The 24,991-nt window shown below is 38.4% G+C and carries 23 protein-coding genes; 1 reads left to right on the top strand and 22 read right to left on the bottom strand.

Annotated features, from left to right (window positions below):
• Positions 1-40 precede the first annotated feature (40 nt).
• The 14 genes from ACYQ1N_RS05205 to ACYQ1N_RS05140 form a co-directional block, all read right to left on the bottom strand.
• Positions 41-250 (bottom strand): DUF1858 domain-containing protein, encoded by a 210-nt coding sequence (locus ACYQ1N_RS05205; protein WP_459833588.1) that lies wholly within the window; start codon positions 248-250, stop codon positions 41-43.
• Positions 251-420: 170 nt separating this feature from the next.
• On the bottom strand, positions 421-2,328 hold the full coding sequence (locus ACYQ1N_RS05200) for an ABC-F family ATP-binding cassette domain-containing protein (protein WP_459833586.1): 1,908 nt from the start codon (positions 2,326-2,328) through the stop codon (positions 421-423).
• 159 nt (positions 2,329-2,487) lie between these two features.
• Positions 2,488-2,988 (bottom strand): hypothetical protein, encoded by a 501-nt coding sequence (locus ACYQ1N_RS05195; protein ID WP_459833583.1) that lies wholly within the window; start codon positions 2,986-2,988, stop codon positions 2,488-2,490.
• A 37-nt stretch (positions 2,989-3,025) separates the two neighbouring features.
• Entirely contained in the window at positions 3,026-3,892 is an 867-nt protein-coding gene (gene rsmA / locus ACYQ1N_RS05190; protein WP_459833581.1) for a 16S rRNA (adenine(1518)-N(6)/adenine(1519)-N(6))-dimethyltransferase RsmA, read from the bottom strand.
• Complete coding sequence (locus ACYQ1N_RS05185; RefSeq protein ID WP_459833577.1) at positions 3,876-4,685, bottom strand: TatD family hydrolase; 810 nt, start codon at positions 4,683-4,685, stop codon at positions 3,876-3,878. The genes rsmA and ACYQ1N_RS05185 overlap by 17 nt, the downstream gene beginning before the upstream one ends.
• Positions 4,682-6,685, bottom strand: a complete 2,004-nt coding sequence (gene metG, locus ACYQ1N_RS05180; protein ID WP_459833575.1) for a methionine--tRNA ligase — start codon at positions 6,683-6,685, stop codon at positions 4,682-4,684. Before metG ends, ACYQ1N_RS05185 begins: the two co-directional genes overlap by 4 nt.
• A 15-nt stretch (positions 6,686-6,700) precedes the next feature.
• Entirely contained in the window at positions 6,701-7,474 is a 774-nt protein-coding gene (locus tag ACYQ1N_RS05175) for a J domain-containing protein (protein WP_459833572.1), read from the bottom strand.
• Positions 7,475-7,476: 2 nt separating this feature from the next.
• A complete protein-coding gene (locus tag ACYQ1N_RS05170) occupies positions 7,477-8,322 on the bottom strand; it encodes a DUF5685 family protein (protein WP_459833570.1) in 846 nt (281 codons plus the stop codon).
• Positions 8,322-8,489, bottom strand: coding sequence for a hypothetical protein (locus ACYQ1N_RS05165; protein ID WP_459833568.1), 168 nt, complete (start codon positions 8,487-8,489; stop codon positions 8,322-8,324). Before ACYQ1N_RS05165 ends, ACYQ1N_RS05170 begins: the two co-directional genes overlap by 1 nt.
• Positions 8,490-8,567: 78 nt before the next feature.
• Positions 8,568-9,269 carry an IMPACT family protein gene (locus ACYQ1N_RS05160; RefSeq protein ID WP_459833566.1) on the bottom strand — a complete coding sequence of 234 codons (702 nt, stop codon included), beginning with the start codon at positions 9,267-9,269 and terminating at the stop codon, positions 8,568-8,570.
• Between the two features lies 1 nt (position 9,270).
• Positions 9,271-10,671 carry a tetratricopeptide repeat protein gene (locus ACYQ1N_RS05155; RefSeq protein WP_459833564.1) on the bottom strand — a complete coding sequence of 467 codons (1,401 nt, stop codon included), beginning with the start codon at positions 10,669-10,671 and terminating at the stop codon, positions 9,271-9,273.
• Between the two features lie 16 nt (positions 10,672-10,687).
• Positions 10,688-10,852 (bottom strand): hypothetical protein, encoded by a 165-nt coding sequence (locus ACYQ1N_RS05150; RefSeq protein WP_459833562.1) that lies wholly within the window; start codon positions 10,850-10,852, stop codon positions 10,688-10,690.
• Positions 10,849-12,231, bottom strand: a complete 1,383-nt coding sequence (locus tag ACYQ1N_RS05145) for a bifunctional folylpolyglutamate synthase/dihydrofolate synthase (RefSeq protein ID WP_459833560.1) — start codon at positions 12,229-12,231, stop codon at positions 10,849-10,851. Before ACYQ1N_RS05145 ends, ACYQ1N_RS05150 begins: the two co-directional genes overlap by 4 nt.
• A 97-nt stretch (positions 12,232-12,328) precedes the next feature.
• Positions 12,329-13,939, bottom strand: a complete 1,611-nt coding sequence (locus ACYQ1N_RS05140) for an LCP family protein (protein ID WP_459833558.1) — start codon at positions 13,937-13,939, stop codon at positions 12,329-12,331.
• Between the two features lie 243 nt (positions 13,940-14,182).
• On the opposite strand from ACYQ1N_RS05140, the gene gdhA reads away from it, so the two are divergent.
• Entirely contained in the window at positions 14,183-15,517 is a 1,335-nt protein-coding gene (gene gdhA, locus ACYQ1N_RS05135; RefSeq protein WP_459833556.1) for an NADP-specific glutamate dehydrogenase, read from the top strand.
• A gap of 105 nt (positions 15,518-15,622) precedes the next feature.
• Here gdhA and clpX read toward each other — a convergent pair whose 3' ends face one another.
• The 8 genes from clpX to zapA all read right to left on the bottom strand — a co-directional run bounded on the left by clpX (position 15,623) and on the right by zapA (position 24,881).
• Positions 15,623-17,059 (bottom strand): ATP-dependent Clp protease ATP-binding subunit ClpX, encoded by a 1,437-nt coding sequence (gene clpX, locus ACYQ1N_RS05130; protein WP_459833554.1) that lies wholly within the window; start codon positions 17,057-17,059, stop codon positions 15,623-15,625.
• Between the two features lie 219 nt (positions 17,060-17,278).
• Positions 17,279-17,731, bottom strand: a complete 453-nt coding sequence (locus ACYQ1N_RS05125) for a GerW family sporulation protein (RefSeq protein ID WP_459833551.1) — start codon at positions 17,729-17,731, stop codon at positions 17,279-17,281.
• Positions 17,732-17,741: 10 nt separating this feature from the next.
• Entirely contained in the window at positions 17,742-18,599 is an 858-nt protein-coding gene (locus tag ACYQ1N_RS05120) for a hypothetical protein (RefSeq protein ID WP_459833549.1), read from the bottom strand.
• 23 nt (positions 18,600-18,622) lie between these two features.
• Complete coding sequence (locus ACYQ1N_RS05115; RefSeq protein ID WP_459833547.1) at positions 18,623-18,976, bottom strand: hypothetical protein; 354 nt, start codon at positions 18,974-18,976, stop codon at positions 18,623-18,625.
• 13 nt (positions 18,977-18,989) lie between these two features.
• On the bottom strand, positions 18,990-20,507 hold the full coding sequence (locus tag ACYQ1N_RS05110; protein WP_459833545.1) for a peptidoglycan D,D-transpeptidase FtsI family protein: 1,518 nt from the start codon (positions 20,505-20,507) through the stop codon (positions 18,990-18,992).
• Between the two features lie 27 nt (positions 20,508-20,534).
• Complete coding sequence (locus ACYQ1N_RS05105) at positions 20,535-22,085, bottom strand: FtsW/RodA/SpoVE family cell cycle protein (protein WP_459833543.1); 1,551 nt, start codon at positions 22,083-22,085, stop codon at positions 20,535-20,537.
• A gap of 2 nt (positions 22,086-22,087) precedes the next feature.
• The gene (locus ACYQ1N_RS05100) at positions 22,088-24,484 is read right to left on the bottom strand and encodes a peptidase U32 family protein (protein WP_459833541.1); all 2,397 of its coding nucleotides are present in this window, start codon (positions 24,482-24,484) and stop codon (positions 22,088-22,090) included.
• Complete coding sequence (gene zapA, locus ACYQ1N_RS05095; protein ID WP_459833536.1) at positions 24,477-24,881, bottom strand: cell division protein ZapA; 405 nt, start codon at positions 24,879-24,881, stop codon at positions 24,477-24,479. The genes ACYQ1N_RS05100 and zapA overlap by 8 nt, the downstream gene beginning before the upstream one ends.
• Positions 24,882-24,991: the final 110 nt, after the last annotated feature.

The following is a 24,991-nucleotide window of genomic DNA, read 5'->3' as shown; positions in this document are numbered from 1 at the left end:
GTATACAAAATAAAAATAAGGCGTTTTATCGCCTTATTTTTTATTTATTGTTATATGTAAGATAATTCTCTATATCTTCAAGAAGATCGTCAACGTCCACGCCATGTACCGCAGCCGCCTCTTCGATTGTCTCATCCGCTGAGAAATGGCATCCGAAACAATGCATTCCCATTGCAGAGAAAAGCTGTACAAGGCCTTGGTCAATCTGAAGAGCTTCTCCGATTGTAGTATCTTTTGTAACTCTGCTCATAATATCACCTCCCGCATAATTCATAATAATATTGGTAAAATATCATTTATAAAAAGTAATGTCAACAAACCGCAATACAACATATAGATATTTTCAATAAAGAAGTTTTCAACTGTTCTTAAAAAGAAATTTCCGAAAAAATTTGCCGTAAAATGTTATATCTTTAATGTTTATTCTCCCAATTCCTCCCATTTAACATACAGTTCGGATAATTCATCGTTATAAGCACTCTGTTCTTTAAATAACTTTTGTAATTCGGAAACATTACTTGCAATTGACGGTTCCGACATTTTTATCTCAAGTTCTCCTATCTTTTCCTCCAACTTCGCTATACGTTCTTCACATTTTTCTAATTCTCTTTCACGTTTTTTGCGATTACCGGCCTGTTTTTTCATTTCCTGCCAGTCGAGTTTACCCTTATTATCCTCCGAAACATTATTCGATGGAGAAATGTCTCGATTATTTGTATTTTTTTCTGATTTTTTTTGAAGATAATAATCATAATTTCCGAGATATTCGGTAAATTTCTTATCAGAGAGTTCAAGTATCTTTCCGGCAGTTCTGTTTATAAAATACCTGTCATGTGATACATATAATACGGTACCCTCATAGGCTTCCAAGGCATCTTCCAGTATTTCCTTTGAGTTAACATCCAGGTGATTGGTAGGTTCGTCCAATATAAGAAAGTTGGCGTTACTGAGCATAAGTTTTGCAAGAGACACCCTTCCTCTTTCGCCTCCGCTCAAATCTCCTATACGTTTAAATACATCTTCGCCGGTAAATAAAAACGCCGCAAGAGTATTACGTATTTCCGTATTTGTCAATTCCGGATATTCGTCCGACAGTTCGTCAAACAGTGTTTTTTCACTGTGAAGCACCTGATGTTCCTGATCGTAATATCCGGTTTCAACCTTACTTCCAAGCCGTACTTCTCCGCTGTCGTATGATTCAAGGCCTCTTATTATTTTCATAAGAGTTGTTTTACCGCTTCCGTTTTCTCCTATGACGGCAACATGTTCTCCCCTTTTTATCTCTATATTCACATTTGAAAACAATACTTTATCTTCATAAGACTTGGAAAGATTTTTTATTGTCAATACATCATTACCGCTTATTACCCTTGGAGTAAGAGACAGTCTCATGTCGGCATTAAGTTCTGCGGGCTTTTCAAGCATGTCCGTCTTTTCCAGCGCCTTTTCTCTGCTTTCCGCTCTCTTAATGCTTTTTTCTCTGTTGAACTGTTTAAGCTTATCTATTACCTTTCTTTGATGCTCTATTTCTCTTTGCTGATTAAAATATGCATTCATTTGAGCCTGTCTCATTTGCTTCTTTTTCTTGGAATACTCGGTATAATTACCGGAAAATAAATTTGCTTTTCCGTTTTCTACCTCGATTACTTTATCTGCAATACGATCCAGGAAAAATCTGTCATGGGATACAACAAGAACAGCTCCGTTATAACCCGTAAGATAATTAATAAGATAATCCATGGATTTTATGTCCAGATGGTTTGTAGGCTCATCCAATATTATCAAATCCGGCTTTACAAGAAGGAGTCTTGCCAGAGCTGCCCTTGTTTTTTGACCTCCCGACAGAGTACTTACGGACCTGTTAAAATCCTTATCTCCGAAGCCCAACCCATAAAGAGTTCCTTTTATTTCGCTTATATATGTATATCCGTCATTTTTCTCAAACAGGTGCGTCAGATTTGTATATTTATCCATCAGTCTTTGAAGATGCACACCGTCTGCATGTTTCATTTTCTCTTCACATTTTCTTAATGAATGTTCCAAGTCAATGACTTCTTTTTTTATGGATAACAGTTCATCATATATGGTTTTATCACTGTTGATAAAGCTGTCCTGAGACAAATATCCCATCCTCTTTCCCTTAGACAATGCCGCAACACCTTCATCCGCATCACACTCTCCGGCAATAATCTTCAGTAGAGTTGTTTTGCCCGCTCCGTTTATGCCTGTTATCGCAACCTTTTCCTTATCTTCTATATTAAAGCTTATATTTTCTAATATCTTTTTATCTCCATATGATTTGGAGATATTCTGACATGAAAGTACCATACATATTCCTCGATTCCAAATATTGTGTCATACAGTATAACATGATATTACTGTCAAAAGTGCTTTTCTACAGTCGTAAGAAAAGTAATAATGAAACGCCGTAAATGATACGTTTAAGTAAGGCATATCATTTACGGCGTTTATTAATCTGCATAACCATTATTCTGCAGCTTTTTTCTTATCATTAATTACTTTTTCAAGTTTAATCTTTACGGCGTTTTTGTAATCTTCCGATATTCCGCTGTTATCCGTCGGAATGGCGTCCACCTCGGAATAAATTTTATTTAAATACTCCAAAGGAACATCCTTTGACTCCACATAATCGGATGACAAATGAATTGTCGTTGTTTTGTTTTCCGTTTTAACTTCAGCGTCTCTCAATTTATATACGGAGCCGTCATCATTTACCGGATTAATATAGCTGATATTATAAGAACCTTTTGACAGTTCAACTCCGCCGTTCTCAATATTTGAAGGTTCTATTGCATAATATATATCCTTAGGTCCCGTAATATGAGCAATAATAGGAGTTGATTTATCAGTCCACCTGTCGTCTATATTAACCGCAAATTTATAAAATGATGATTGGGCACATCCGCTTAAAAAAAGTGATGACACTATACTTACCGCCGCCACGGGGACAGCTAACAGTTTATTCATATTTACTCACTTTCCGTATATATATGATGAAATTCCATCAACCGTTTTCAATAATTTTATCGGATAATTTCGCAAATTGTTCCAGAGAAAGCGCCTCCCCTCTCACACTTTCGGATAATCCCAATTCGTTTAACGACTTAAGAATCGTTTCTTTTGCTATATCCGTTGAGCCGCTTACACTGTTAACCAATGTTTTTCTTCTTTGAGAAAATGCCGCTTTTATAATTTTGAACATCTTAGTTTCGTCTTTTGTCTTAACCGGCGGCTTGTCGTAAATATCCATTCTTATAACGGCGGAGTCAACATTCGGCTTCGGCATAAAACAACTTGACGGTACATTCATGACAATATTTGCATCCGAATAATAATTAATCGACAGCGTTATTGCGCCGTAGTCTTTATTACCCGGTTCGGCACCCAATCTTTCCGCCACTTCCTTTTGGATCATGACCGTTATGGATTCAATAACCGAATTATTATTTTTTTCAAGTAATTCCATTATAATCGGCGTGGTAATGTAATACGGCAAATTCGCCACAACTTTTAATTTTCCGTCGTGTGAATATTTTTCACATAATTCTTCTATATTACATTTTAAAATATCACTGTTAATTACGGTAACATTATCATAATCTTTGAGTGTAAATGTAAGCACGTCAATAAGTCTTTTGTCTATCTCGACCGCTATAACATTTTTTGCATGCTCACAAAGTACCTGTGTCATCGTCCCGATGCCCGGTCCGATTTCAAGTACCGTATCTTCTTTTGTAATTCCGGCGTTTTTTACTATATTGTTAACCGTATTGCCGTCTATAAGGAAGTTTTGACCGTACTTTTTCGCAAATGAGAAACCAAACATTTCAAGTACGGCCCTGGTTTCCGTAGGATTAGATAGATATGCCATATAATTTCTTTGCATTTGAAGTTGTTACTTCTATTACTTCCTCCGGGTCAATATTTTTAATTTGAGCAATCTTCTCGACTATAAAAGGGAGATTAAGTGAAGAATTGCGTTTTCCTCTGTTAGGTTCGGGAGAGAGATACGGGCAGTCGGTTTCCAAAACAATTCTTGATATAGGTGTGTCCTCCACCGCTTCAACCAGCTTTTTGGCATTTTTAAACGTAACAACGCCGCCTATACCTAAGTAGTAATCCATTTTTATAAATTCTCTCGCACTCTCTTTGGAATATGAGTAACAGTGCATAATGCTCGGCGGGAGCTTCCCCGCATATTCTTTCAATATTATCTCGGTATCCCTCTCAGCTTCCCTTGAATGGATAACGACGGGCATTGACAATTCCTTTGCCATGTCAAGCTGTGCCCTGAACCATACGGCCTGTACATCCTTTTCACATGTCATATTGTGGTAATCAAGTCCTATCTCTCCGACGGCAACGACCTTTTTGTGATTTTTTATCATATTATACATTTCTCCGATAACTTTGTTATCTGATGTATTTTTGCTGTCGCCGCCTTCAAAAAAATCCTCTATGCAATCCGGATGTATTCCGACGGTAGCATAAACTATATTATGACTTTCGGATAATTCCACTGCCTTCTTACATGAATCGAAGCTTGCTCCTATGTCGACAATTCCGGAATATCCCTGTTTCTCCAACTCCGACAGAATCTCTTCTCTGTCTCCGTCAAATGCTTCATCGTCATAATGAGCATGAGTATCAAATATTCCTCTCATCTTATCTCACTTCCCGCAATAATGTCCTTATCCAATGTGAGTACCGAAAGATTACCCTTGTCATCAGACGCTGCAAGTATCATTCCCTGAGATTCAACTCCGCAAAGCTTTACGGGTTTAAGATTAGTAATAACGGCAACCTTTTTCCCAACCATTTCTTCAGGTTTATAATATTCCGAGATTCCCGATACAATCTGTCTCATCTCTTCGCCGATTCTTATCTGTGATACAAGAAGCTTCTTTGATTTTGGCACGGGCTCACATTTGATTACTTCTCCGACTCTCAGCTGTACTTTCTCAAAGTCGTCGATACCTATTTCAGGCTTGATTTCCACTTCCGGATAATCAGGCTTTGCGGCCTTTCTTTGTTTTTCTTCTATTTCTTCAACAAGTTTCTTAGTTTCTTCGAAATCCTTTCGCATAAACAATGTTTCCGGATTTTCGGTTACATTGTATTCTTTTATCAAACCGAATTCGCCGAGCTTATCATACTCTCTTACTCCGTCATCGGGATTTGAGAAAAATTCAGACATGATTGCCCTTGACGTGGACGGCATAAACGGTACAAGAAGATTGGCTCCTATTGTAATGCTTTCCGCCAAGTTATATAAAACTTCCGATAATCTTTCTTTTGAAATCTCTTCCTTCCCGAGAATCCACGGCTCGGTTTCATCAATATATTTATTACACCTTTTGAATATTTTAAATACTTCCGTAAGAGCATCCGCAACTCTGAGATCCTTCATCTTCTCTTCAATGATACCCTTCGCCGATGTAACGACTTCTTTAAGAGATTGATCAATTTCATATCCGTCCCCTGAAATCAATCCTTCCTGTGCGGTTGACGTTACGCCTGTCTGCTTAAGATTTCCTCCAAGGTATTTACCTGCCATTGAAACGGTACGTTTTACGAGATTGCCGAGTGTATTGGCAAGTTCGGAATCATATCTTTCAAGCATAAGGTCCCATGAAATTACACCGTCGTTCTCAAACGGCATCTCATGAAGGCAAAAATATCTTACGGCGTCAACGCCGAATATATCCACAATATCGTCCGCATAGATAACATTTCCCTTTGATTTACTCATCTTTCCGTCGTTTTTAAGAAGCCACGGATGACCGAACACCTGCTTTGGAAGAGGTAAATCAAGAGCCATGAGCATAATAGGCCAATAAATGGTATGGAACCTTAATATATCTTTTCCTATTAAATGCAAATCTGCAGGCCAATACTTATTATATAATTCATCTGAATTACCGTCTGCATCATAACCCAGTCCTGTGATATAGTTTGTAAGAGCATCGATCCATACATAAATTACATGTTTAGGATCAAAATCCACGGGTATACCCCATTTAAATGACGTTCTTGAAACGCACAGGTCCTTTAATCCCGGCTTGATGAAATTGTTAACCATTTCATTCTTTCTTGATTCAGGCTGAATGAAATTCGGATGTTCCTCAATATGCTTTAATAATCTGTCGGCATATTTACTCATTTCGAAAAAGTATGCTTCTTCTTCGGCAGGATATACATCTCCTCCGCAGTCCGGACACTTTCCGTCAACAAGCTGCTGTTCCGTAAAAAACGATTCACATGCCTTACAATACATGCCCTTGTAAACGCCTTTGTAAATATCGCCCTTTTCATATAATTTTTTAAATATCTTCTGAACCTGAACTTTATGGTATTCATCTGTGGTTCTTACGAATTTGTCATATGACATGTCAACAAGGTCATAGATTCTCTTTATTTCCGCACTGACTTTATCTACATATTCTTTAGGCGTTACACCTGCGGCTATGGCCTTGTCTTCGATTTTTTGCCCGTGTTCGTCCGTTCCGGTCTGAAGTCTTGCGTCGTATCCCTGCAATCTTTTATATCTTACAATTGCATCCGCAAGAATCATTTCGTATGTATTGCCTATATGCGGCTTCCCGGACGCATATGCAATGGCAGTAGTTATATAATATGTCCCTTTTTTATTATTTTCTGACATTTACTCACTCCTATATTAACAGCAAAATGTATATCCCATTCTTCCGCCTGTCATCATGCTGCAGGCATTAATACCGACACAAACGGCTGCCGGAAGACAAATAAACGCCTGATTCATCATGCCCTTTCTTCCGTATCGCCTGCCGTTATATGCATAACCGGCGCCTCCGCCGTATAACTGTCTATATAAATTGTTATAAGTTTCATTATCCGGATCCATCTGTTTGGCTCTCGCAGCCATTTCCAAAGCAGCCGAACTGTTGCCGAGACCGCTTTGAACAAATGACATAACAAAGTACCACCTGGCATCTCTTTCACTCAGCGCATTTAATATGTTCAATGCTTCATTGTATGCACCGGCAACGGTATAATTAATTGCGGCACGAAGTCTTTGCGAAGTCTGGTCATCCCCCCATTTCCGCGCTTCATCGGCATAATTGGAGGAGTATCCGCCTCCGAAGTTGAAAGCGTCCCACCAGTTGCCTCCGCCTCCGTAATTTTCATAGTCTCCGGAATATCCGCCGCCGTATCCTCCGCCGGAAGTACTGTGTCCTCCGTAGTAACCTGTTCCGCCGTATCCCCCGGATGTGGCTTTGCCGGATCTGATTCTCATTATATTGTCATATGCCATCTGAACCTTCTTGAAGTTTTCCTCAGCCGCTTCCTGTTCCTGTTTTGATTTATTCACATTTGCATCAGGGTGATATTTTCGGCTGAGCCTTCTGTATGCCTTTTTCACTTCGTCATCACTTGCAGACGGTGATATTCCAAGAACTTTATATGGATCCATGTTTACCTCTTTATTTTACGTTTATCGGCATGCAGCTCATCCCATCTGAGCCAGACACCGGCATATATTATGTTTCTAAGCAATTCGGCGTTTTTTACAATGGGCAGCCTTTCGAAAATATCCGCTGCTTTCGCCATTGAAATATTAAGTATTGCTTCAACATATTTGTCAAATTCCGCATTGTTACCAAAACTTCTTTTTTTATAACTCAGAGGATTATATTCTTTTTTGCGTTCATCCCTGTCTAAGTCATCATATGCATCCATTATATATATAAATTCGCCAAGTGCATATCCTAAATTATAAAGCGCGTCTTTCCAGTAATCATTTTTGTATACAAAACATTCGCCAAGCACCTCACCAAAGGCTCCGGATACGCTGTCCAGGTTTTCGCACCTGTTCTTTTCCAGAGAACTTAACTTTGAAAGTGCTTTCATAATACGCACCGACTTATTGCGATATTTATCATTTACCGCCTTAAACCTTCCGTACAGCAGTGTTCTCATGGTTCGTGAAGTAAGCTTCCCGTCATCATGCACATCGTCGTTTATTTTATGCCATGCCATAAGCACATTCATGTCTGCGGCATAATCCGTAATTTCGGATTTGTCAAACCTGTGCCTTTGAATGGGATGAATAATACATCTGCCACTCATATGGGAAATTTTAGGCTCATAAAGTCCCTCAAGCAATAAAACCAAAAATGTCATATCATGCTCGAGGGTCATCTGTGCTATTCTGCCGTGTCTTTTAACAAGTGAATCGCACAGACCGCAGTACGCTCCCCTGTAAACAGACAATTCTTTTACTTTCAATTCCGGTTCATTTATTCGTATATATCCATACATTATCGGTTTTTCTCTTTATTAATATCGTCGATTAAAAGTTCAATATCTTCTTCCGACAGTCCCGAAACAGCCGCAAGTGAGGATATGTCCAGATTTGCATTTTCCTCTATGAGGCGTCTTGCAACCAATATCGCGTTTTCTCTGTCATCTTCTAAAATTCTGCTCATATCATTACCTCTTTTTATATATGCCGTTTCGCTTAATTAAATACTTTAATCCCATGTACATATTATCGACAATTTTCTCTATTCATATATAAGCTCTGTTAATCCGGAATCTCCTATATCCAAGTCAATCTTTCCGGCAAAGCTTTCCCTTATTTCGGATATGAATATATCTTTTGCTTCATTTGTACAAACCAGGTGTATTCTGCACATATTTGTGTATTCAATGCTCGTTATTCTTAAAATTTTCAAAGACTTTCCGTTTCCGGATGTAATTTGAATTTCATTATTATCGGCATATAATTCGTTTACAAGCCTTGTATTTAATTGATTTATTTTATATTTAAATTCTTCGAGATTTGAATATTCCACGTCCGCGTATATGTTAACTCCGTCCGTATATACGGCAACTTCTGAATTCTCCAAAGCAAGCTTAGCCGATTCTGTATATGCTCTTACAAGTCCTCCGGTACCAAGCAAAACACCTCCGAAATATCTTGTAACTATTATTATACAGTTTGTAAGATTCATATTGCGCAACAGATCCAGCAGCGGTCTTCCCGCCGTTCCCTGAGGTTCGCCGTCGTCCGAATATTTTATTTTTGCGCCGTTGTCCGCAATATATGCATATACCCAATGCTTTGCCGCATAGTGCGTATGTTTTGTGTTTGCAATATAATGCTCGGCTTCTTCCGCACTGTCAATATGGTAAACTTCCGATAAAAACTTTGACTTTTTTTCAATCAATTCGCCAAATCCCGGTTTTTTTAAGATTGTATTCATATCAATGTGTACTCACATATGCCGTAGCTTCGTTGTAATACTTACTGTCGGCAAATTTATCGATTATTATTCTGTAATATTCCTTTGCTTTATCCGCATTGTTCGTGGATTCATATGACTTGGCAGTATAATATACCGCATCAACTAAACTGTCATTCGCCTTATATGCCTTTGACGAAAGTCTTGCCGCATTTTCAAAATCACCGGAATTGTATGCACTTATTCCGTTATTTAGGAGTTGCTCCGCTCCCTGGGCATAAGTCTTGTCTTTCAATGTATTGTACAGATTTTTTGCGGCATCGTTAGGCAACACATCCGCGCTGTCCAAATCCGTAAGCAGTTCTACGGTTCCCGGAATATCGTTGGAAATAAATTTGTCGGATGCTTCCACAAGGGTTGTCATATATTTATTGACCCCGCCGTCTCCGCTTATTTCATTTACCTGATTTTTTAATGCATCTCTCTCTTTAGTTATTGAATCAACTTTGGAATTGGCTTCCGTAAGCTTTGAATTGGCATCCGAAAGCTGATTGCTGTAATCCTGTATGGTGTTGTTATAATCCGCAACCACCAGTCTTTCCTTTGCCGGAACTATAAGGAAAAAAATAACCGCCGCCCCTATGGCAATACCTATAATTATGTTAATTATTGAAAATGTCGCCATATTGGTCTTCTTATGTGATGTTTCCGGAATAATTACGTCATCTCCGCTTAAAGGCGCTCTTTCATCTGCGTTATCGTCTTCGGCAAGAAGTGTATCAATAGGAGTTTTCGGCTGTTTTTTTATTTTTTTCAGTTTCTGCAGTTTTTGAAGCAGGCTCGCAGCCACGGTATTGCCCGTATCAACGCTTAAAGCCTGGTTCAAAGCCTTTTCGCTTTTCATATATGCATCTTTGTACATATAAAAAAGTCCCATGAGTGCCTGCGCCTTGGAAAAATTAGGGAATTTTTGAACGACGTTCTTAAGTTGAATCATTGCTATATCTAAACTTCCGTTATGAGCATATTCAAGGACCTCATTATATTTTCTTACCATGGCTGTTTGCTCGTTGAATTCGGACGAATCCGATTCTATATATTCAACATATTCTGTCGCTCTGTTATTTTCTCCCTTAAATTTTCTGCTTATAATCCACTGACTTACACCCTCTACCACATCTCCTCTTTCGTAATAGCAAAGCCCCAAAAGATTTCTGGCATTTATATTTCTTTTATCCAAAAAAAGACTTGTTTTAAGAAGGCTTATGGCACCTGTTAAATTTCTTGACTTTGCCTTTTCGAGGGCGGCATTATAATATGAGTTGGATCTTGCAGCACATTTTTTATAAAATGACACATCCTGACCGCATTCCGGGCAAAAATCACTTTTCAACAGCTCTGCACCACAAATGTTACATTTCATTTACTGTTCCCCTTACTTACTTCTTATCATTATTAATAAGGTTATGCTTATCTACATCTTCCAGCATCTTATAGAATAAATCCGTCATGTCGGGTGCATCTCCCTCATATATTGCGGTTTCGGCTTCGTCCACTTCCAGACTCGGACGAAATTTTTTTAATTCTTCTTCAAAATCTATCATTGCTCTTCTTCCCTGATTAAATCTTCCACTATTGCAGCCAAGTACAGTGAACCGGCAAAAAATAAATATCTTTTTTTTATGCCTTTTAATTCATTGTGACGTTTTATTGCATTACGTATTGCCGCATAAACATCATTTTCAACCGTTAAATTGCCGTCATCGCATACTCCGGATAAGATAAATTCTTTTTTGATAGTATCTTTATCAAGTGCCCTTGACGTATTATTCAGCTCCGTAATTACATAATCACTGAATACATTTGATTTGACAACGGTTCTTATCATTTCTCCGAAATTTTTGTCGGATACGACACTGAATACCAATGTTGCGTCTGCCCCGTGTGAAATGGCTCGGGCGCTCTCCGTAAATCTCTTTATTCCCTGCGGATTATGCGCTCCGTCCAGATAAATTCCGTCCCCCATACATTGCATTCTTGCAGACCATCTGACCTTATATAATGCGTCTTTAAGCAGCACTATATCGTTATCATTTAATTTACGTCCGAATCTTTTTAAAAATATTGCAATTGCGGTAAGTGCAACGGAAGCATTTTCCGCCTGATATAAGGCCGCCGTATCCAATTTAAAAATAACATTTTTATAATAATCATTTTGAAGTGAAAAATCAATTGAACCGCCATTCATTATAATGCTTTTAATATTATTTTTATAAACCCATGTAATGCTGCATTTATTTTTAACGGCCTCTTTAGTATATATTACTTTAATCGCTTCATTGACATTATCGTCAATATCCGGATAAACAGATACCACATCGGCTCCGTCTCGTATTATTCCGGCTTTTTCATATGATATTTCTTCATATGTCTCACCGAGTATTGCGGTATGGTCCATGCCGACGGATGTAAGAACACATACATCCGGTCCGATTAAAGAAGTTGACGAATCATGCCTTCCTCCCAGTCCTGTTTCTATTACAAGCACATCAATTCCGCATTCCCTGTAATATATTATTGCCATTGCCTCAAGATACTCAAAATATCCCAGATTAAAGCCCTTTATTTCCTTAGCGACGGAAATAATCATTTCCTTAACCTTGTAATACAATCTCACAAAGTCATCAACGGAAATACATTCACCGTTTATTGCAATTCTCTCTCTTATGTCCGTAAGATGAGGTGATGTAAATGTCCCCACTTTAAATCCCAATGAGGCAAGTCCCGCGCTTATGTATGCGCATACCGATCCTTTACCGTTGGTACCGGCAACCTGAATAATGCGATATGCGTTTTCGGGATGTCCTGTTTTTTCCAGAAAAGCATCCATCCTGTCCCTTCCGTACTTAAGACCGTTTCCCGCATCCGTAAAAAACGGAAGTCTATTTAATTCTTCTTCTGTTTTCTGAAATTCTTTATTCATAATAGTCCCGCAATTTATTATGTTAATCAGTCATAAAAACAGACCGTATATGCGGTGTCCGTTGACGGATGTCGCATATCGGTCTGCTTTTATATTGTTATTCTTCTTCCGACTCAAGCTCCGAAGATTTTACCGTTGTACTTGTCTGAGCTTTTACATACTCATCGACATTTACTTTTTCGCCGGTTATTACCTTGTTCATAAGTTCCGAAGCTATGCCTACGGTATTTTCGTCAATAATATCAACCGAAACATTCTTAAGTCCGTATACCTGACAGTTCCTTACGGCAGGTTCTCCTTCAATTGCATATGATTGAATATGCCATTGTTCTCCTCCCGATAATTGAGAACGAATCAGAGACGTTAAAGATGTCACAGGCATATTGGTATATACCATGCTTGAAAATGCATCAAGTACGCCCGAATAATTGGTTAATATTCCCGGAGACGTAACTTTATTAATAATTCCGTTAAGTGCCGCCATCTGGTTTCTTCCTCTTTGGAAGTCGCCGTCCGCAAAATTATGTCTTTCTCTGCAGAACGCCAATGTCATGGCTCCGTCCATTTCGTTAGGTCCCTTTTCAAAGTGATACTGAATCGGAGCAGCATCCGTTCCGTTTGTAAATTCAACATCGGAATTAACCGTTATGCCGCCTAAGGCATCTACTACATTTACAACTCCCGTAAAGTTCAGCTTCATATAGAAATCTATAGGAACTCCGTAAAGTTCACTGAGTGCCTTTTCCGAATACTCAATGCCCGCAAGACCCGCGTGAGTCAGTTTATCATATCCTCTGTCTCCATCTGCGTCCTCAATCGTAATATAAGAATCTCTCGGAGTTGATACCAGCAGGATTTCTCTTGTTTTAGGGTTTGCAACCAATAAAATGTTAACATCGCTTCGTCCCGTGGATTTAATGTCACCCTGCTCGTCATTTCCGGATATGTATACAACAAACGGATTCTTCGATACGTCAATATCGCTTGCCGATGCGGTTATTTCCGTTGATATTGTGTATTGAGCCACTACCTTGGTCTCATTGTAATATGAGGAGTATGAATCCTTTATTACGGATTGGTAAATGCTGTCTTTAACAAGCAACGCCTGCGTATCGGTGTTGTCGTAAAGAGCTTCCAGCAGAGAATCCCAGTTATCAAACTTCGTAGTGTCAACAACGGTGCCGTTCTCTTCATTTATCATCCCTATTGCTTTTTTAGTTAACTCAACATCACTTGATTCATTATAGGAATATGTGTATTTAAGAGTATCTTTTATATTCTCCGCTTTATCCCTCTTAAGAACAACAACATCGACGGTGTCTTTCTTCACATATGTTCCGCCGGCTATGCTTCCGAAAGAATCCGCAATCTTGGAAGAAAATGCGAATCCGTATATGGAAACGACGGATAAAAATATGGCAATTATCTTACCTATCAGCTTATGCCTCGAAAATTGCGATATAAAGCAATATACCCATAATGCCGCAAGAACGACTACCACTATAATCGCATATAAATCCGGAATGAGTCTGAGCGGCAACATTCTGAAAAGAAACATAATTATACAAACGGCCATAATAATGGAAATAATTATACCCGCTATTGTGGATTGACCTCTTCTTCGTTTCTTTAACCCTTTTTTCGAAAGCTTCTTGGGATCAATCTTTACAAAGCTCATATCTGATTTTGCCTGTGAAAAAATAGACATTATCAACTTCCCTTCCTGAAAAATAAGTGAATTATATATCAAAATATACAGTTGTTATCTATTGTAGAAAATTACATCTATGAACTATACCATAAAGGATAAAAAAAATAAAGAAAAGCATTTAAATAAATGTTTTCACTGCTATTGCATTTTTATAATTTATTTTTTATACTTAACAAGTAATAAAATTAAGTAAATATCGTTTTTTATTTATTTTTTAAAAGCACGAAAGGATGAATGCTGATGGGATACATTGATGAAGTTTTAGAACAAGTTAAAGCTAAAAATGCACACGAACCTGAATTTCTTCAGGCTGTAACGGAAGTTTTTAACACCCTTCGCCCTGTTGTAGAGGCAAATGAGGAAACCTACAGAAAAGAAGCTCTCCTCGAAAGAATGGTTGAGCCTGACAGGATTATTTCTTTCAGGGTTCCATGGGTAGATGACAAGGGACAGGCTCAGGTAAACAGAGGTTACAGAGTTCAGTTTAATAATGTTATCGGACCTTACAAAGGCGGTCTCAGATTCCACCCTTCCGTAAACCAGAGTATTGTTAAATTTTTAGGTTTTGAGCAGTGCTTTAAGAACTCTCTTACATCTCTTCCTATGGGAGGCGGTAAGGGCGGATCCGACTTTGATCCTAAGGGTAAGTCAGACAGAGAGATTATGGCTTTTTGCCAGAGTTTCATGAGCGAATTATATAAACACATCGGCGCCGATACAGACGTTCCTGCCGGTGATATCGGAGTAGGCGCAAGAGAAATCGGATATATGTTCGGTCAATACAGAAAGCTTCGTACCGTATATGAAGGAGTGCTTACGGGAAAAGGACTTTCATACGGCGGATCTCTTGTGAGAAAAGAAGCTACCGGATACGGTGTTTTATATATTACGGATGAACTTCTTAAAAAGTTCGGAGACAGTTTGGAAGGCAAAATCGTTGACATTTCAGGTTCCGGTAATGTTGCTACTTATGCCATTCAGAAGGCTTCTCAGTTAGGCGCAAAAGTAGTTACATGTTCAGATTCAACAGGCTGGGTTTATGATCCGGAAGGTATAGATGTCGATCTTTTAATTGAATTAAAACAGGTTAAGAGAGCAAGATTAAGCGAATATGTTAAATCACGTCCGAATGCCGTATACCATGAAGGTCGCGGATTATGGACAACAAAATGCGACATTGCCATCCCATGTGCTACACAGAATGAGCTTCTCATTGACGACGCAAAGGCTTTGGTTGCCAACGGATGTAAATATGTTGTGGAAGGCGCTAACATGCCTACAACTCTGGATGCCACAGAATATTTCCAGGAGAACGGTGTATACTTTGTTCCGGGCAAAGCTGCCAACGCCGGCGGTGTTGCAACATCAGGTCTTGAAATGAGCCAGAACTCCGCAAGACTCAGCTGGTCCGCAGAAGAAGTTGATGAAAAGCTTCACGGTATTATGAAGAATATATTTAAAAATATTGATACTGCTGCAACTAAGTACGGTATGGAAAATAATTTCGTTGCAGGTGCCAATATTGCCGGTTTTGAAAAAATCGCAGACGCCATGATTGCTCAGGGTATCTGTTAATAACACATACAGCAAACAGATTTCAATAACATACGGTAATTTGAAAAAACGCTTGGACATAACCTGTCCAAGCGTTTTTGTTATAACAAATCCAAATGATAAATGTTAATTCCCGCCTTCAAGCAAAATCGTATTGCCTTCTCTCATTTCAACATTGGGAACTCCGCTTCCCTTTACAAAATTTTCATCTATTGTAATCTTACCGATGTTCCTGTCCTTCGGTATTTCGTACATCATATCCAACATGAGATTTTCCATAATAGCCCTCAGCGCTCTTGCACCCGTCTTTTTTTCGACAGCCTTTCTTGCAATCTCTCTGTATGCATCCTCCGTGAATTCCAAATCAACGTTATCAAGGTAGAATAACTTCTTATATTGCTTTGCAATGGCGTTTTTCGGTTCACTTATAATTTTAATAAGCATGTCTTCATCAAGAGAATGTAATGTACAGATAACCGGCAGTCTGCCGAGGAATTCCGGTATCATGCCGTACGCTTTAAGATCGTCAACCGTAACCTGACTTATTACTTCATCCGTATCCTTATATTCATTTTTTAATTCGGCATCAAAACCGATGGAGGCATTACCGGTTAATCTTTTTCTGATTACATCGTCAAGTCCGGAAAAAGCACCTCCGCATATGAATAAAATATTACTTGTATCTATTGTTATTATAGGAGAAAGACCGTTTTTAGGTCCTCCGTTTTCCGTAATCTCAACTTCACTTCCCTCTAAGAGTTTGAGCATCGCCTGCTGTACCGACTCTCCCCGGATATCACGAGTTCTCTCGTCCGCATGTTTTGCAATTTTATCTATTTCATCAACGAATACTATACCGCATTCCGTCTTGTCCTTATCTCCGCCTGATGCTTTATAAAGCTTTGAAATGACACTCTCAACATCCTCGCCGACAAATCCGGCTTCCGTAAGTGTTGTTGCATCGGCGATGGCAAGCGGAACACCAAGTATTTTTGCAAGAGTTTTTACGAGATATGTTTTACCGGAACCGGTAGGTCCTATCATCAGAATGTTTGATTTTTCCAGTTCAACGTCTCCGAATAACTCATTTATTCTTCCGTCCTGTACCATAGGTGTATTATGCGCACTTTCTCCCTCGTCATTATTTGCAATTCTCAGTCCCGCCTTAGACGCTATTCTTTTATAGTGATTATATACTGCTACGGATAATACTTTTTTAGCCTTCTCCTGCCCTATTACATAATCGTCCAGCTTTGATTTTAAAATGTGAGGCGGCATACCTGCCATACTTTTCAGCACTTCATTTACTTTCTTTTTCCTGTTGGCCTTTTCTTCTTTTATTTCTTCTTCGGTCTTTTTACTTTCCTGCTGTCTTCCTCCGAATATATTACCCAAATTAAAATCTCCGTATTTTGATGTAATAAGATCATTTACGGATTTCAGGCAATCGCTGCATACATAAAATCCGTTCGGCATATGTGTAAGTTTTCCGGCTTCTTTTTCCGATCTTCCGCATGAAAAACATCTTTTATCATTTACTGAATTTGAATTATTATCAGACATAACTACCTCCTATTTAATATAAGATTGCAGTCTAACCAATTCATGGTACATACTTATATTATTTATCAAAAAAACTCGCAGACTTATTTAGAAATGTCTGCGAGTATATACATACGAATTATTTCCAAATAATTGTATATATAATAAAACTAATTTTATAAATTAGCAACCGTATATACTGATTGCTAACAATTTAAGGAATTTTATATTTTTTTCACATTAATCGTTCTTTATTGATTCGGATGCAAATTCCACCGCAGCTTCAACATCGGCATCTTCTGTAGAATATCCGAAGTCTTTACCTGTTCTTTTCTTGATAAACTTCATAATTCTGTCAATAAAGTCAGGAGCGGCATTCATAATCTTTGTTAATGTATCCTGATCCTTAACCGGAACAACCCTCGTTATACCTTCATGGATTACAAGTACTGCCGTAGGTGAAAGTTTACCCTTCATTCCTCCTCCTGCACGAGTACTCTTTTCATTGGCAAATGCGCCGGCTGCCATACCGAAAGATACGTCCACTAAAGGAATAACAATCGTATCTTTTACCTGAATCGGTTCGCCCATAACCGTCTTTGCCGAAATATATGAATCCATGCCTTTAAATAAAGACTGAACCGTTTCATTAAATCCTGTTTTCATATTCTTTTCATCCGGTGTATTTGACATAATAATCTCCTTATCGCACTCTGTTGAGTATCAGTTTCTTAAAATCTTCGTTTCTGTAAATTTTCAATGCCGTAAGAGCAATCGGGCCTACACTAAAGCTTCCTTTAGCATGCAAATCCATTTCAAATTTTTTCTCTTCAAAATCCGGCCTGAAATCAATCCAATCCAATTGCAATAAACCGTAAAACACACTGTACCATGAAACCACGGTGCCTGTGCTGTATGCTTCTCCCGTTCCGGCCTGAATGACGAACGAGAATTCTTTAGGCTTTATTCTTCTCAATATCTTCATGATATTTACCCAGAGGAATGCATACAATTTTTTATGTTCTTCATCAAACCATACAGCTGTTTTTTCTTTTATGTTCTTAACAGAGGTAAATGCCTTCTTTACCTTATCAAGAATATTTCTGAAAATCCTGACTAAAAAGAATTCTTTCTTTTGCGAATTACCGCCGCCGCTATTGTTTTCGGATTGAAATGCCGCTTCACTGAATTCGTTATCAACTCTTCCGGCGGTATTTGATTTTTTATTCTCCGAAATACTTAAAGCTTTTTCTCCGTGTCTGCCTGCATCAAATGGTTTTCTGCCTTTTTTCTTTTTCCTACGCTTTTTCTTTTTATCGCTTGACAAAAGTGTAAAGTTAAATATTTTGACAGAATAAACCGGTTTGTTGTTAATTAATTCAAACCGTATTCTCACAATGTTAAACAGCCAATTGGCACTTGCCTTTGCTTTTATCTTTCCGTGATAACCTGCATCTATATTGTAAGTCATCGGATAGAAAAAAATAAGTAATATAATACCGGCTATGACGGCAGCTGTTATTCCTATTATCATTAGTATTGTAAGTATAATACTAAGCATATATTCTCCGTCATATTCTAAAATTAATAACCAAAATAGTTCCTTGTATCAAATGTATTAGTGTTATTATATATGTCCTGAACAATTTGTGACGCCAAATCAACGGCCTCACTTCTTCCGAGGGCAATTCCGACTACGATTATATCATCAACCGCAGACTTTTTAAACCTAAGCCCAAATGAAAACTTTCCCGCTTTAACGGTATAATCCCTAAGGGTTATCGCTCTTCTGATATCCAATATGTTTCCGTCTTCCTGCGGTAATGTAATACAATATAATCCGGGTTGAAACTGTCTTTTTTTCAACCCTTTTATTACATCCTTTTTTATGTTTTCCATACTTGCTCCGACATACAGTCGATCGCTGATTATAACCATAAATACCTGCCCCTTAATCAAGATAAGCATCTAAAACGGCTTTACATATTCGCTCAGGAACTATTGTGGAAACTTGCGAACGCTCAACAATACATGTGACCGCAATTTTAGGATTGTTCGCCGGAGCGTAACATGTAAACCACAAATGAGCAAGGTCATTGTTGTTGGCATATTCGGCTGTACCGGTCTTTCCGGCAACCGAATAATCGGCACTTCCGAATACACTTGCCGCTCCCCTGCTGACCATGTTCTTCATAAATCCCTGAACAGCCGCAACTTCCGATGCGTCGGCTATTCCGTTTTTATAAACGGTAGGCGCATTCTGCTTAACAACTTCTCCCGTTGATGAAACAACTTTGTCAATTAAATAAGGTTTCATCATAATACCGTCATTTGCAATAGTAGCTGTAATCATGGCCATCTGGAGAGGCGTCATGTAAAGATTTCCCTGACCGAATGATGTTTCCTGAATCTCTGAAATACTTGATTTTGAATTAAGATCGAATCTTGTTTTGCTGCTTTCTATTTCCACAGGCAACGCTTCATTCATGCCCAAACTCTCAGCCGTAGCTCTGAATCTTTCCATATCCAGCTTTAAACCGATATCCGAAAAGGCACAGTTACATGAATTAACAAATGCATCATTTAAATCTTCATGTCCGTGAGCCGTACGGTGATAACAATTCACCACCGTTCCCCCCGGAACCGATGTGGTACCTTCACATATATAAGAATAATCTTTATAATCATCCGGATGCTCTTTAACATATTCCAGAGCGGTTACTATTTTAAATGTGGAACCCGGAGCATACAAACCCTGTGAAGCTCTGTTAATAAGCACTGAATTCTCATCCGAAATACTTGCCCATTCATTATATTTTGTACCTGCTTCATTAGGGTTAAAATCAGGTTTTGAAACCATTGCCAAAACCTTACCCGTCTGAGTATCAACCGCTACAACGGCTCCCATATAATCACCGAGTGCGTCATATGCAGCCTGTTGAAGTTTCGGATCCAGAGTGGTATATACGTTGTCTCCGTAATATTCCTTTTCAGCCTTTCCGTCCCCCGATACTTCGACTTCCTGCTTGGATGTCGACGTGGTCAGTTCTTTGTTGGCTCCGCCCTCAAGTCCCGATCCCGCACCTCTGCTCATACCTACTACAAGAGAGAACAGATTATTTGTCGGATATTCTCTTACTTCTTTATTGTCTTCACCGACGCTTGTGGTAGCAAGTATCGTTCCGTCGTTTGCATAGATTGTTCCTCTTCTTACATCAGGTGATCGCTCCACTGCATTTCTCGGATTGTAAGGATTATCGGCAATGCTCTTTGCCTCCGATGAAGTAAAGAATACAGAATAAATAATCATTACAAAAAACAGACCTATGAAAACAAATGAAATAATATTTGTTTCAAGATTTCTTTTTTTTCTTGTATTTTCCGGCTTTACCACGGGTTTTGATAAAAACGAACCCTTTTCTTTTTTGGTTTCTTTATTTTCGATATTTTTATTATCTCTGTTCTTCAAGCTATCACCACCTTTTATGATATGATTTTAAAACTTAGAGTCGTCAAATTCATTATAATCATCTATGTTTTTAAAATCTTCCGGACTGTAATATTTGGTCTTACCCCTGTCGTCTACGGATTTTTCGGATGATAAGCCCTTTTTCTCTTTCGAAATGTCGGATTCAAAATCATCCTTTTTAAAATATTCGCTCATATCTTCATTTAAACCGGTTTCATTTTTATTGCTTACTTTGACTTTCTGTTCCCGTCTTCTGTAAGTAATGTCCGGTTTTGAGGATTCGCCGGAATCCTGTCTCATTGTATACATACCGTTGATTATCGCAAACATAATCAGTGAAACAACAAGCGAGCTTCCGCCGTAACTTACAAACGGAAGAGTAACTCCGGTGAGAGGAATAATCTTAAGCACTCCGCCTACCGTTAAGAACACCTGGAATGCATAAGTAACACCGAATCCGACTGCAACAAGCCTGTAAAACAGTGTATTACATCTCGACGCAATATTCATAATAAGAATCAGACAGTTGAGAGATACAAATAATACTCCGATGGCAACAATTATTCCCATTTCCTCTGAAATTGCCGCAAAAATCATATCATTTGCAACAAAAGGTATAGTATCCGGTCTTCCTCTCGTAAGTCCGACGCCGAACCATCCGCCTGCAGCAATGGAGAACAGAGCATATGCAATCTGATATCCCGAACCGTAAATATTTGACCACGGATCACGCCATGCAACCACACGTTTTATAACATGAGGGACAGTTTTTGCCGCTATTAAAGCTCCCAAAATCCCCAATCCGGTAGTACCTAAAAGAAGCACCAGTCTTCTTGTCGCAACAAATGTCATCATAATATATGCAACGAAGAATATAAGAGCCGCTCCAAGGTCGTTAGACGCAATAAATATTACTATGTGCGCCGCAGCCGCAATACTTGTCAACAACAGCTTTTTCCATGTAAGGGCCTTATTGTACATTGAAGCTATAAAGAACACAAACAGTATCTTTACGAATTCGGAAGGCTGTATCGTTATAGGACCCAGCGTAATATTAATCTTAGCGCCGTAAACCCTTGAGCTGAAGAAAAGCGCCAGAAGGAGAGTAAAGCTGACGGCGGCATATATCCACCCCAGATCTCTCATTTTTTTGAATTTCTTTATTATCATTGGGACAAAGAATGTAATTCCTATTCCGATACAGGCAAAAATAAATTGTCTTACGGCCTGATCGAAATTAAGCCTTGCTATAAATACATATCCCATCGACATCAGAAATATCATATTATTAACAAGCAATTTTGATGATTTCGGATATATAACATCGTATACCACCATCGTCGCAAATGCTAATCCGAATTCAAAACAATAAAGTATAAGGTACTTTATATCGTTGTTATTATTTAAAAATAATATTATATATCCCAATAAGTGAAATATAAATGTTGTTGTACTCTGTGTTGCATATATCGCCCTGCGTTTTTTATCATCACGTATCGTCGCTCCCGTAAATGATACAAGAACATAAATAGTTATGACTGCCGCAAAGATATATTTAGATATTTCAACTAAATCCATTCCTACCTCCAGGCTTTAGGCATAGTGTTACATATTTTCGACACTTCGTCGGCGGTTTCCGTGGTGAAATCGTATCTTATACTTCCGCATCCCAATTTTTTGGCCAATGAAACATCGATATTTTTTGCCTTACTGTCAAATATTGTAGTAAAGCAATAATCGCAAAGACACATCACACTGTATGATACATTGTTTTTTGTACTGTTATGCTTATTTCTTCCGTTTTGTATTATGGTTTCCGTTCCGAATAAATGATCGCATTTATTGAGAGTTTTCTTAATACATTGTTCGGACTGCATAACCGGCACTTTGCCGTAAACCGTCAATTCGGTTTCCGCAGGTATTGCATTTATCAGTTCATATAACTCATTTTCATCCAATTCAACAGGCGATGATATTCTGTCAATGCATATATCCTGATTTTCTTCCGATAAAAATATCCCTGTCTCTCTATTATATACATATATGTTACTGTCTAATACTGTTTTTTTTCCGCAATCTTTATTGCCCCCGCTGTTATATTCTTTAAATATAAGCAATTCTTCCATATTACGGATAAGCATTCCGTCAATCAAGTCATTACCGAGTATTGCATTCATCAGTTTTTCAGTCATTTCCACATTGGAATCTCTTACAATGGCCGGAAGTGCAATAAATACTTCTTTGTTATTTTCTTTTGCTTTTTTTATTATTTGAATACCGTCGTCTCTGTACGACCAACATTGATCTCTATATTCATAAATACAGTGATAAGATATGTATATCCTTGATATATTTTTTACATTTGCAACAATCTCTGCCTGCTCCGACGTATAAACCTGGACAGATATAAATGAATCTGCTCCGTCTTTGTGATATTCCGCATCAGAATAATCGTCATGCCGTACGGCTTCGCATTTTCTTGCGAATCTTGCTCTGACTTCATTTTCAAAAAGTTCTATTGCCTTATTTCTGACTTTGCCTATTTCACCGATTGAAATGAATATATCATCGTCCGCATGCGCATCCGCGGAAATCAGGGAATATTGAGTGCCTCCGAGTTTAGATGCTTTTTTTATTAACTCATCTTTCGTTACCGGCCTGTTCTCTGCCGGCTGAACAACTCCTCCTTCTGCGGTTGCGTAAATATATTCATCCAATAATTCGTTATATGCGGAAACAGTAATTTTTATATGTTCATTTTTTATAGCCGAAATGTTGATATTTATCTCCGTTTTTTTATTATTATCCGCAAAGTCTCTCAGGATTTCTCTCTCAACACGGGCATTATTTACTCTGTAAAGCACGGTGCCTCTGTTAAGATTATACCTGGACGGAAGATTTACGTTAAGAAGTTCTCCGACTTTTAGATCCTTTCCTCCGGTAAATGAATTTTCTCCGTCTATTTCAAATACATCTCCGTGATTTATATTTTCCAAAGCTTTAAAAGTTATATTTCCCTTTTTATTGTCAACAACTTCCAATGCCTTTGTACCCATGTGATTTGGGCGGTTTAAACTTATCATATCTCTTGATTTTTTGGTGTAATAATAACCCGATGTTTCAAAACCTCTGTTATATAAATCAAGCATGTCATTGATATCGTCACTGTCAACAACATATCCGTCTCTGCCGTAAGTAAAGTATCTGTCAATATATTCTCTGTACATATGAGTGATTCCTGCGGCATATTTTATGTTTTTCATTCGCCCTTCTATTTTCAGAGACGAAACGCCGCTGTCTAAAATGTCCGGCAGAGCCTGTATGGTCATAAGATCTTTCGGACTCAGAAGATATTCTGTCTTGCCGTCTTCACTTTTATACGGTAATCTGCAGGGTCCGGCGCAAGCCCCTCTGTTGGCGCTTCTTCCGCCGGCTTCATAACTCATAAAACATTGACCGGAATAACAATAACACAACGCTCCGTGTATAAACACTTCCAATTCAATATCACATTCATTATGTAAGCTTCGTATTTCACCAAGAGTCAGCTCTCTTGCAAGAACCACTCTCTCAGCTCCGTACTCTTTTAAATATTTAAGAAAATGTCTCCCTGTTACATTCATTTGAGTACTTATATGTATGGCCATATCCGGATAGTAACGCTTTATCATGCGCATCAAACCCATATCCTGAACAAGAACCGCGTCCAGCCCATATTCATACAGCGGTTTAAGATAATCCATGGCTTCGTATATTTCGTTATTTTTCAGAAGCGTATTAACCGTCAGGTAAATTTTTGCGCCTCTGTTATGTGCATAATCCAGTGCTTCTTTTATCTCATCCGTAGTGAAATTATTCGCAAAAGCCCTGGCACCGAACATCTGACCTCCGAGATATACGGCATCCGCCCCGGCATTTATAACCGCCTTACAGATATCCGGACTTCCCGCCGGCGCTAACAGCTCAACCTTATTCATGTTTATTCTCCTCATTCTGAGGTTTACTACATTCAGATTCGGCTTTTTTATCAAATACCGGAATATCAAATGCCTTATGCTTTATTTGAGAAAGATTTGTCTGTGTTTTTGCAAGTTCATGCTTAAGCGCATATATTTCTTCGTCTTTTTTACCGATGACGGATTTTAATTCCGTAATTTCTTCCAGAGCTTTAAAATAATCGTCCGCAATACTGAAACGCATCAAATATTCACGCAGTCTGCCGGAAAGTTCTCTGAAATTATCTTCTCCGTCCAAAGCCTGCTCTTTCAGGCTGACATAATCGGCTACTTTCATCATATATTCCCTACTCTCTTCTCCGGTAAGCAAATATGATTTTCCGTCCAGAGTGACCTCTATACTTACCTTTTCAGACATATCTACCTCCTATACAATAAAGACAATTAATTGAAATTATATATTTTATGGAACCTTTTTGCAAGAAAACAGGGTAATATATGGTTTCGTCAAAAAAGATGCCCGAATCG

Source organism: Howardella ureilytica, from assembly GCF_054657495.1.
The sequence above is the reverse complement of the archived record's forward strand: the minus strand, read 5'-3'. Positions and strand labels throughout refer to the sequence as shown.

Excerpts from the sequence above, each read along its gene's own strand:
- ACYQ1N_RS05205 (WP_459833588.1), bottom strand. The coding sequence starts at position 250 with ATGAGCAGAGTTACAAAAGATACTACAATCGGAGAAGCTCTTCAGATT.
- ACYQ1N_RS05200 (WP_459833586.1), bottom strand. The coding sequence starts at position 2,328 with ATGGTACTTTCATGTCAGAATATCTCCAAATCATATGGAGATAAAAAG.
- ACYQ1N_RS05195 (WP_459833583.1), bottom strand. The coding sequence starts at position 2,988 with ATGAATAAACTGTTAGCTGTCCCCGTGGCGGCGGTAAGTATAGTGTCA.
- rsmA (WP_459833581.1), bottom strand. The coding sequence starts at position 3,892 with ATGGCATATCTATCTAATCCTACGGAAACCAGGGCCGTACTTGAAATG.
- ACYQ1N_RS05185 (WP_459833577.1), bottom strand. The coding sequence starts at position 4,685 with ATGAGAGGAATATTTGATACTCATGCTCATTATGACGATGAAGCATTT.
- metG (WP_459833575.1), bottom strand. The coding sequence starts at position 6,685 with ATGTCAGAAAATAATAAAAAAGGGACATATTATATAACTACTGCCATT.
- ACYQ1N_RS05175 (WP_459833572.1), bottom strand. The coding sequence starts at position 7,474 with ATGGATCCATATAAAGTTCTTGGAATATCACCGTCTGCAAGTGATGAC.
- ACYQ1N_RS05170 (WP_459833570.1), bottom strand. The coding sequence starts at position 8,322 with ATGTATGGATATATACGAATAAATGAACCGGAATTGAAAGTAAAAGAA.
- ACYQ1N_RS05165 (WP_459833568.1), bottom strand. The coding sequence starts at position 8,489 with ATGAGCAGAATTTTAGAAGATGACAGAGAAAACGCGATATTGGTTGCA.
- ACYQ1N_RS05160 (WP_459833566.1), bottom strand. The coding sequence starts at position 9,269 with ATGAATACAATCTTAAAAAAACCGGGATTTGGCGAATTGATTGAAAAA.
- ACYQ1N_RS05155 (WP_459833564.1), bottom strand. The coding sequence starts at position 10,671 with ATGAAATGTAACATTTGTGGTGCAGAGCTGTTGAAAAGTGATTTTTGC.
- ACYQ1N_RS05150 (WP_459833562.1), bottom strand. The coding sequence starts at position 10,852 with ATGATAGATTTTGAAGAAGAATTAAAAAAATTTCGTCCGAGTCTGGAA.
- ACYQ1N_RS05145 (WP_459833560.1), bottom strand. The coding sequence starts at position 12,231 with ATGAATAAAGAATTTCAGAAAACAGAAGAAGAATTAAATAGACTTCCG.
- ACYQ1N_RS05140 (WP_459833558.1), bottom strand. The coding sequence starts at position 13,939 with ATGTCTATTTTTTCACAGGCAAAATCAGATATGAGCTTTGTAAAGATT.
- gdhA (WP_459833556.1), top strand. The coding sequence starts at position 14,183 with ATGGGATACATTGATGAAGTTTTAGAACAAGTTAAAGCTAAAAATGCA.
- clpX (WP_459833554.1), bottom strand. The coding sequence starts at position 17,059 with ATGTCTGATAATAATTCAAATTCAGTAAATGATAAAAGATGTTTTTCA.
- ACYQ1N_RS05125 (WP_459833551.1), bottom strand. The coding sequence starts at position 17,731 with ATGTCAAATACACCGGATGAAAAGAATATGAAAACAGGATTTAATGAA.
- ACYQ1N_RS05120 (WP_459833549.1), bottom strand. The coding sequence starts at position 18,599 with ATGCTTAGTATTATACTTACAATACTAATGATAATAGGAATAACAGCT.
- ACYQ1N_RS05115 (WP_459833547.1), bottom strand. The coding sequence starts at position 18,976 with ATGGTTATAATCAGCGATCGACTGTATGTCGGAGCAAGTATGGAAAAC.
- ACYQ1N_RS05105 (WP_459833543.1), bottom strand. The coding sequence starts at position 22,085 with ATGGATTTAGTTGAAATATCTAAATATATCTTTGCGGCAGTCATAACT.
- ACYQ1N_RS05100 (WP_459833541.1), bottom strand. The coding sequence starts at position 24,484 with ATGAATAAGGTTGAGCTGTTAGCGCCGGCGGGAAGTCCGGATATCTGT.
- zapA (WP_459833536.1), bottom strand. The coding sequence starts at position 24,881 with ATGTCTGAAAAGGTAAGTATAGAGGTCACTCTGGACGGAAAATCATAT.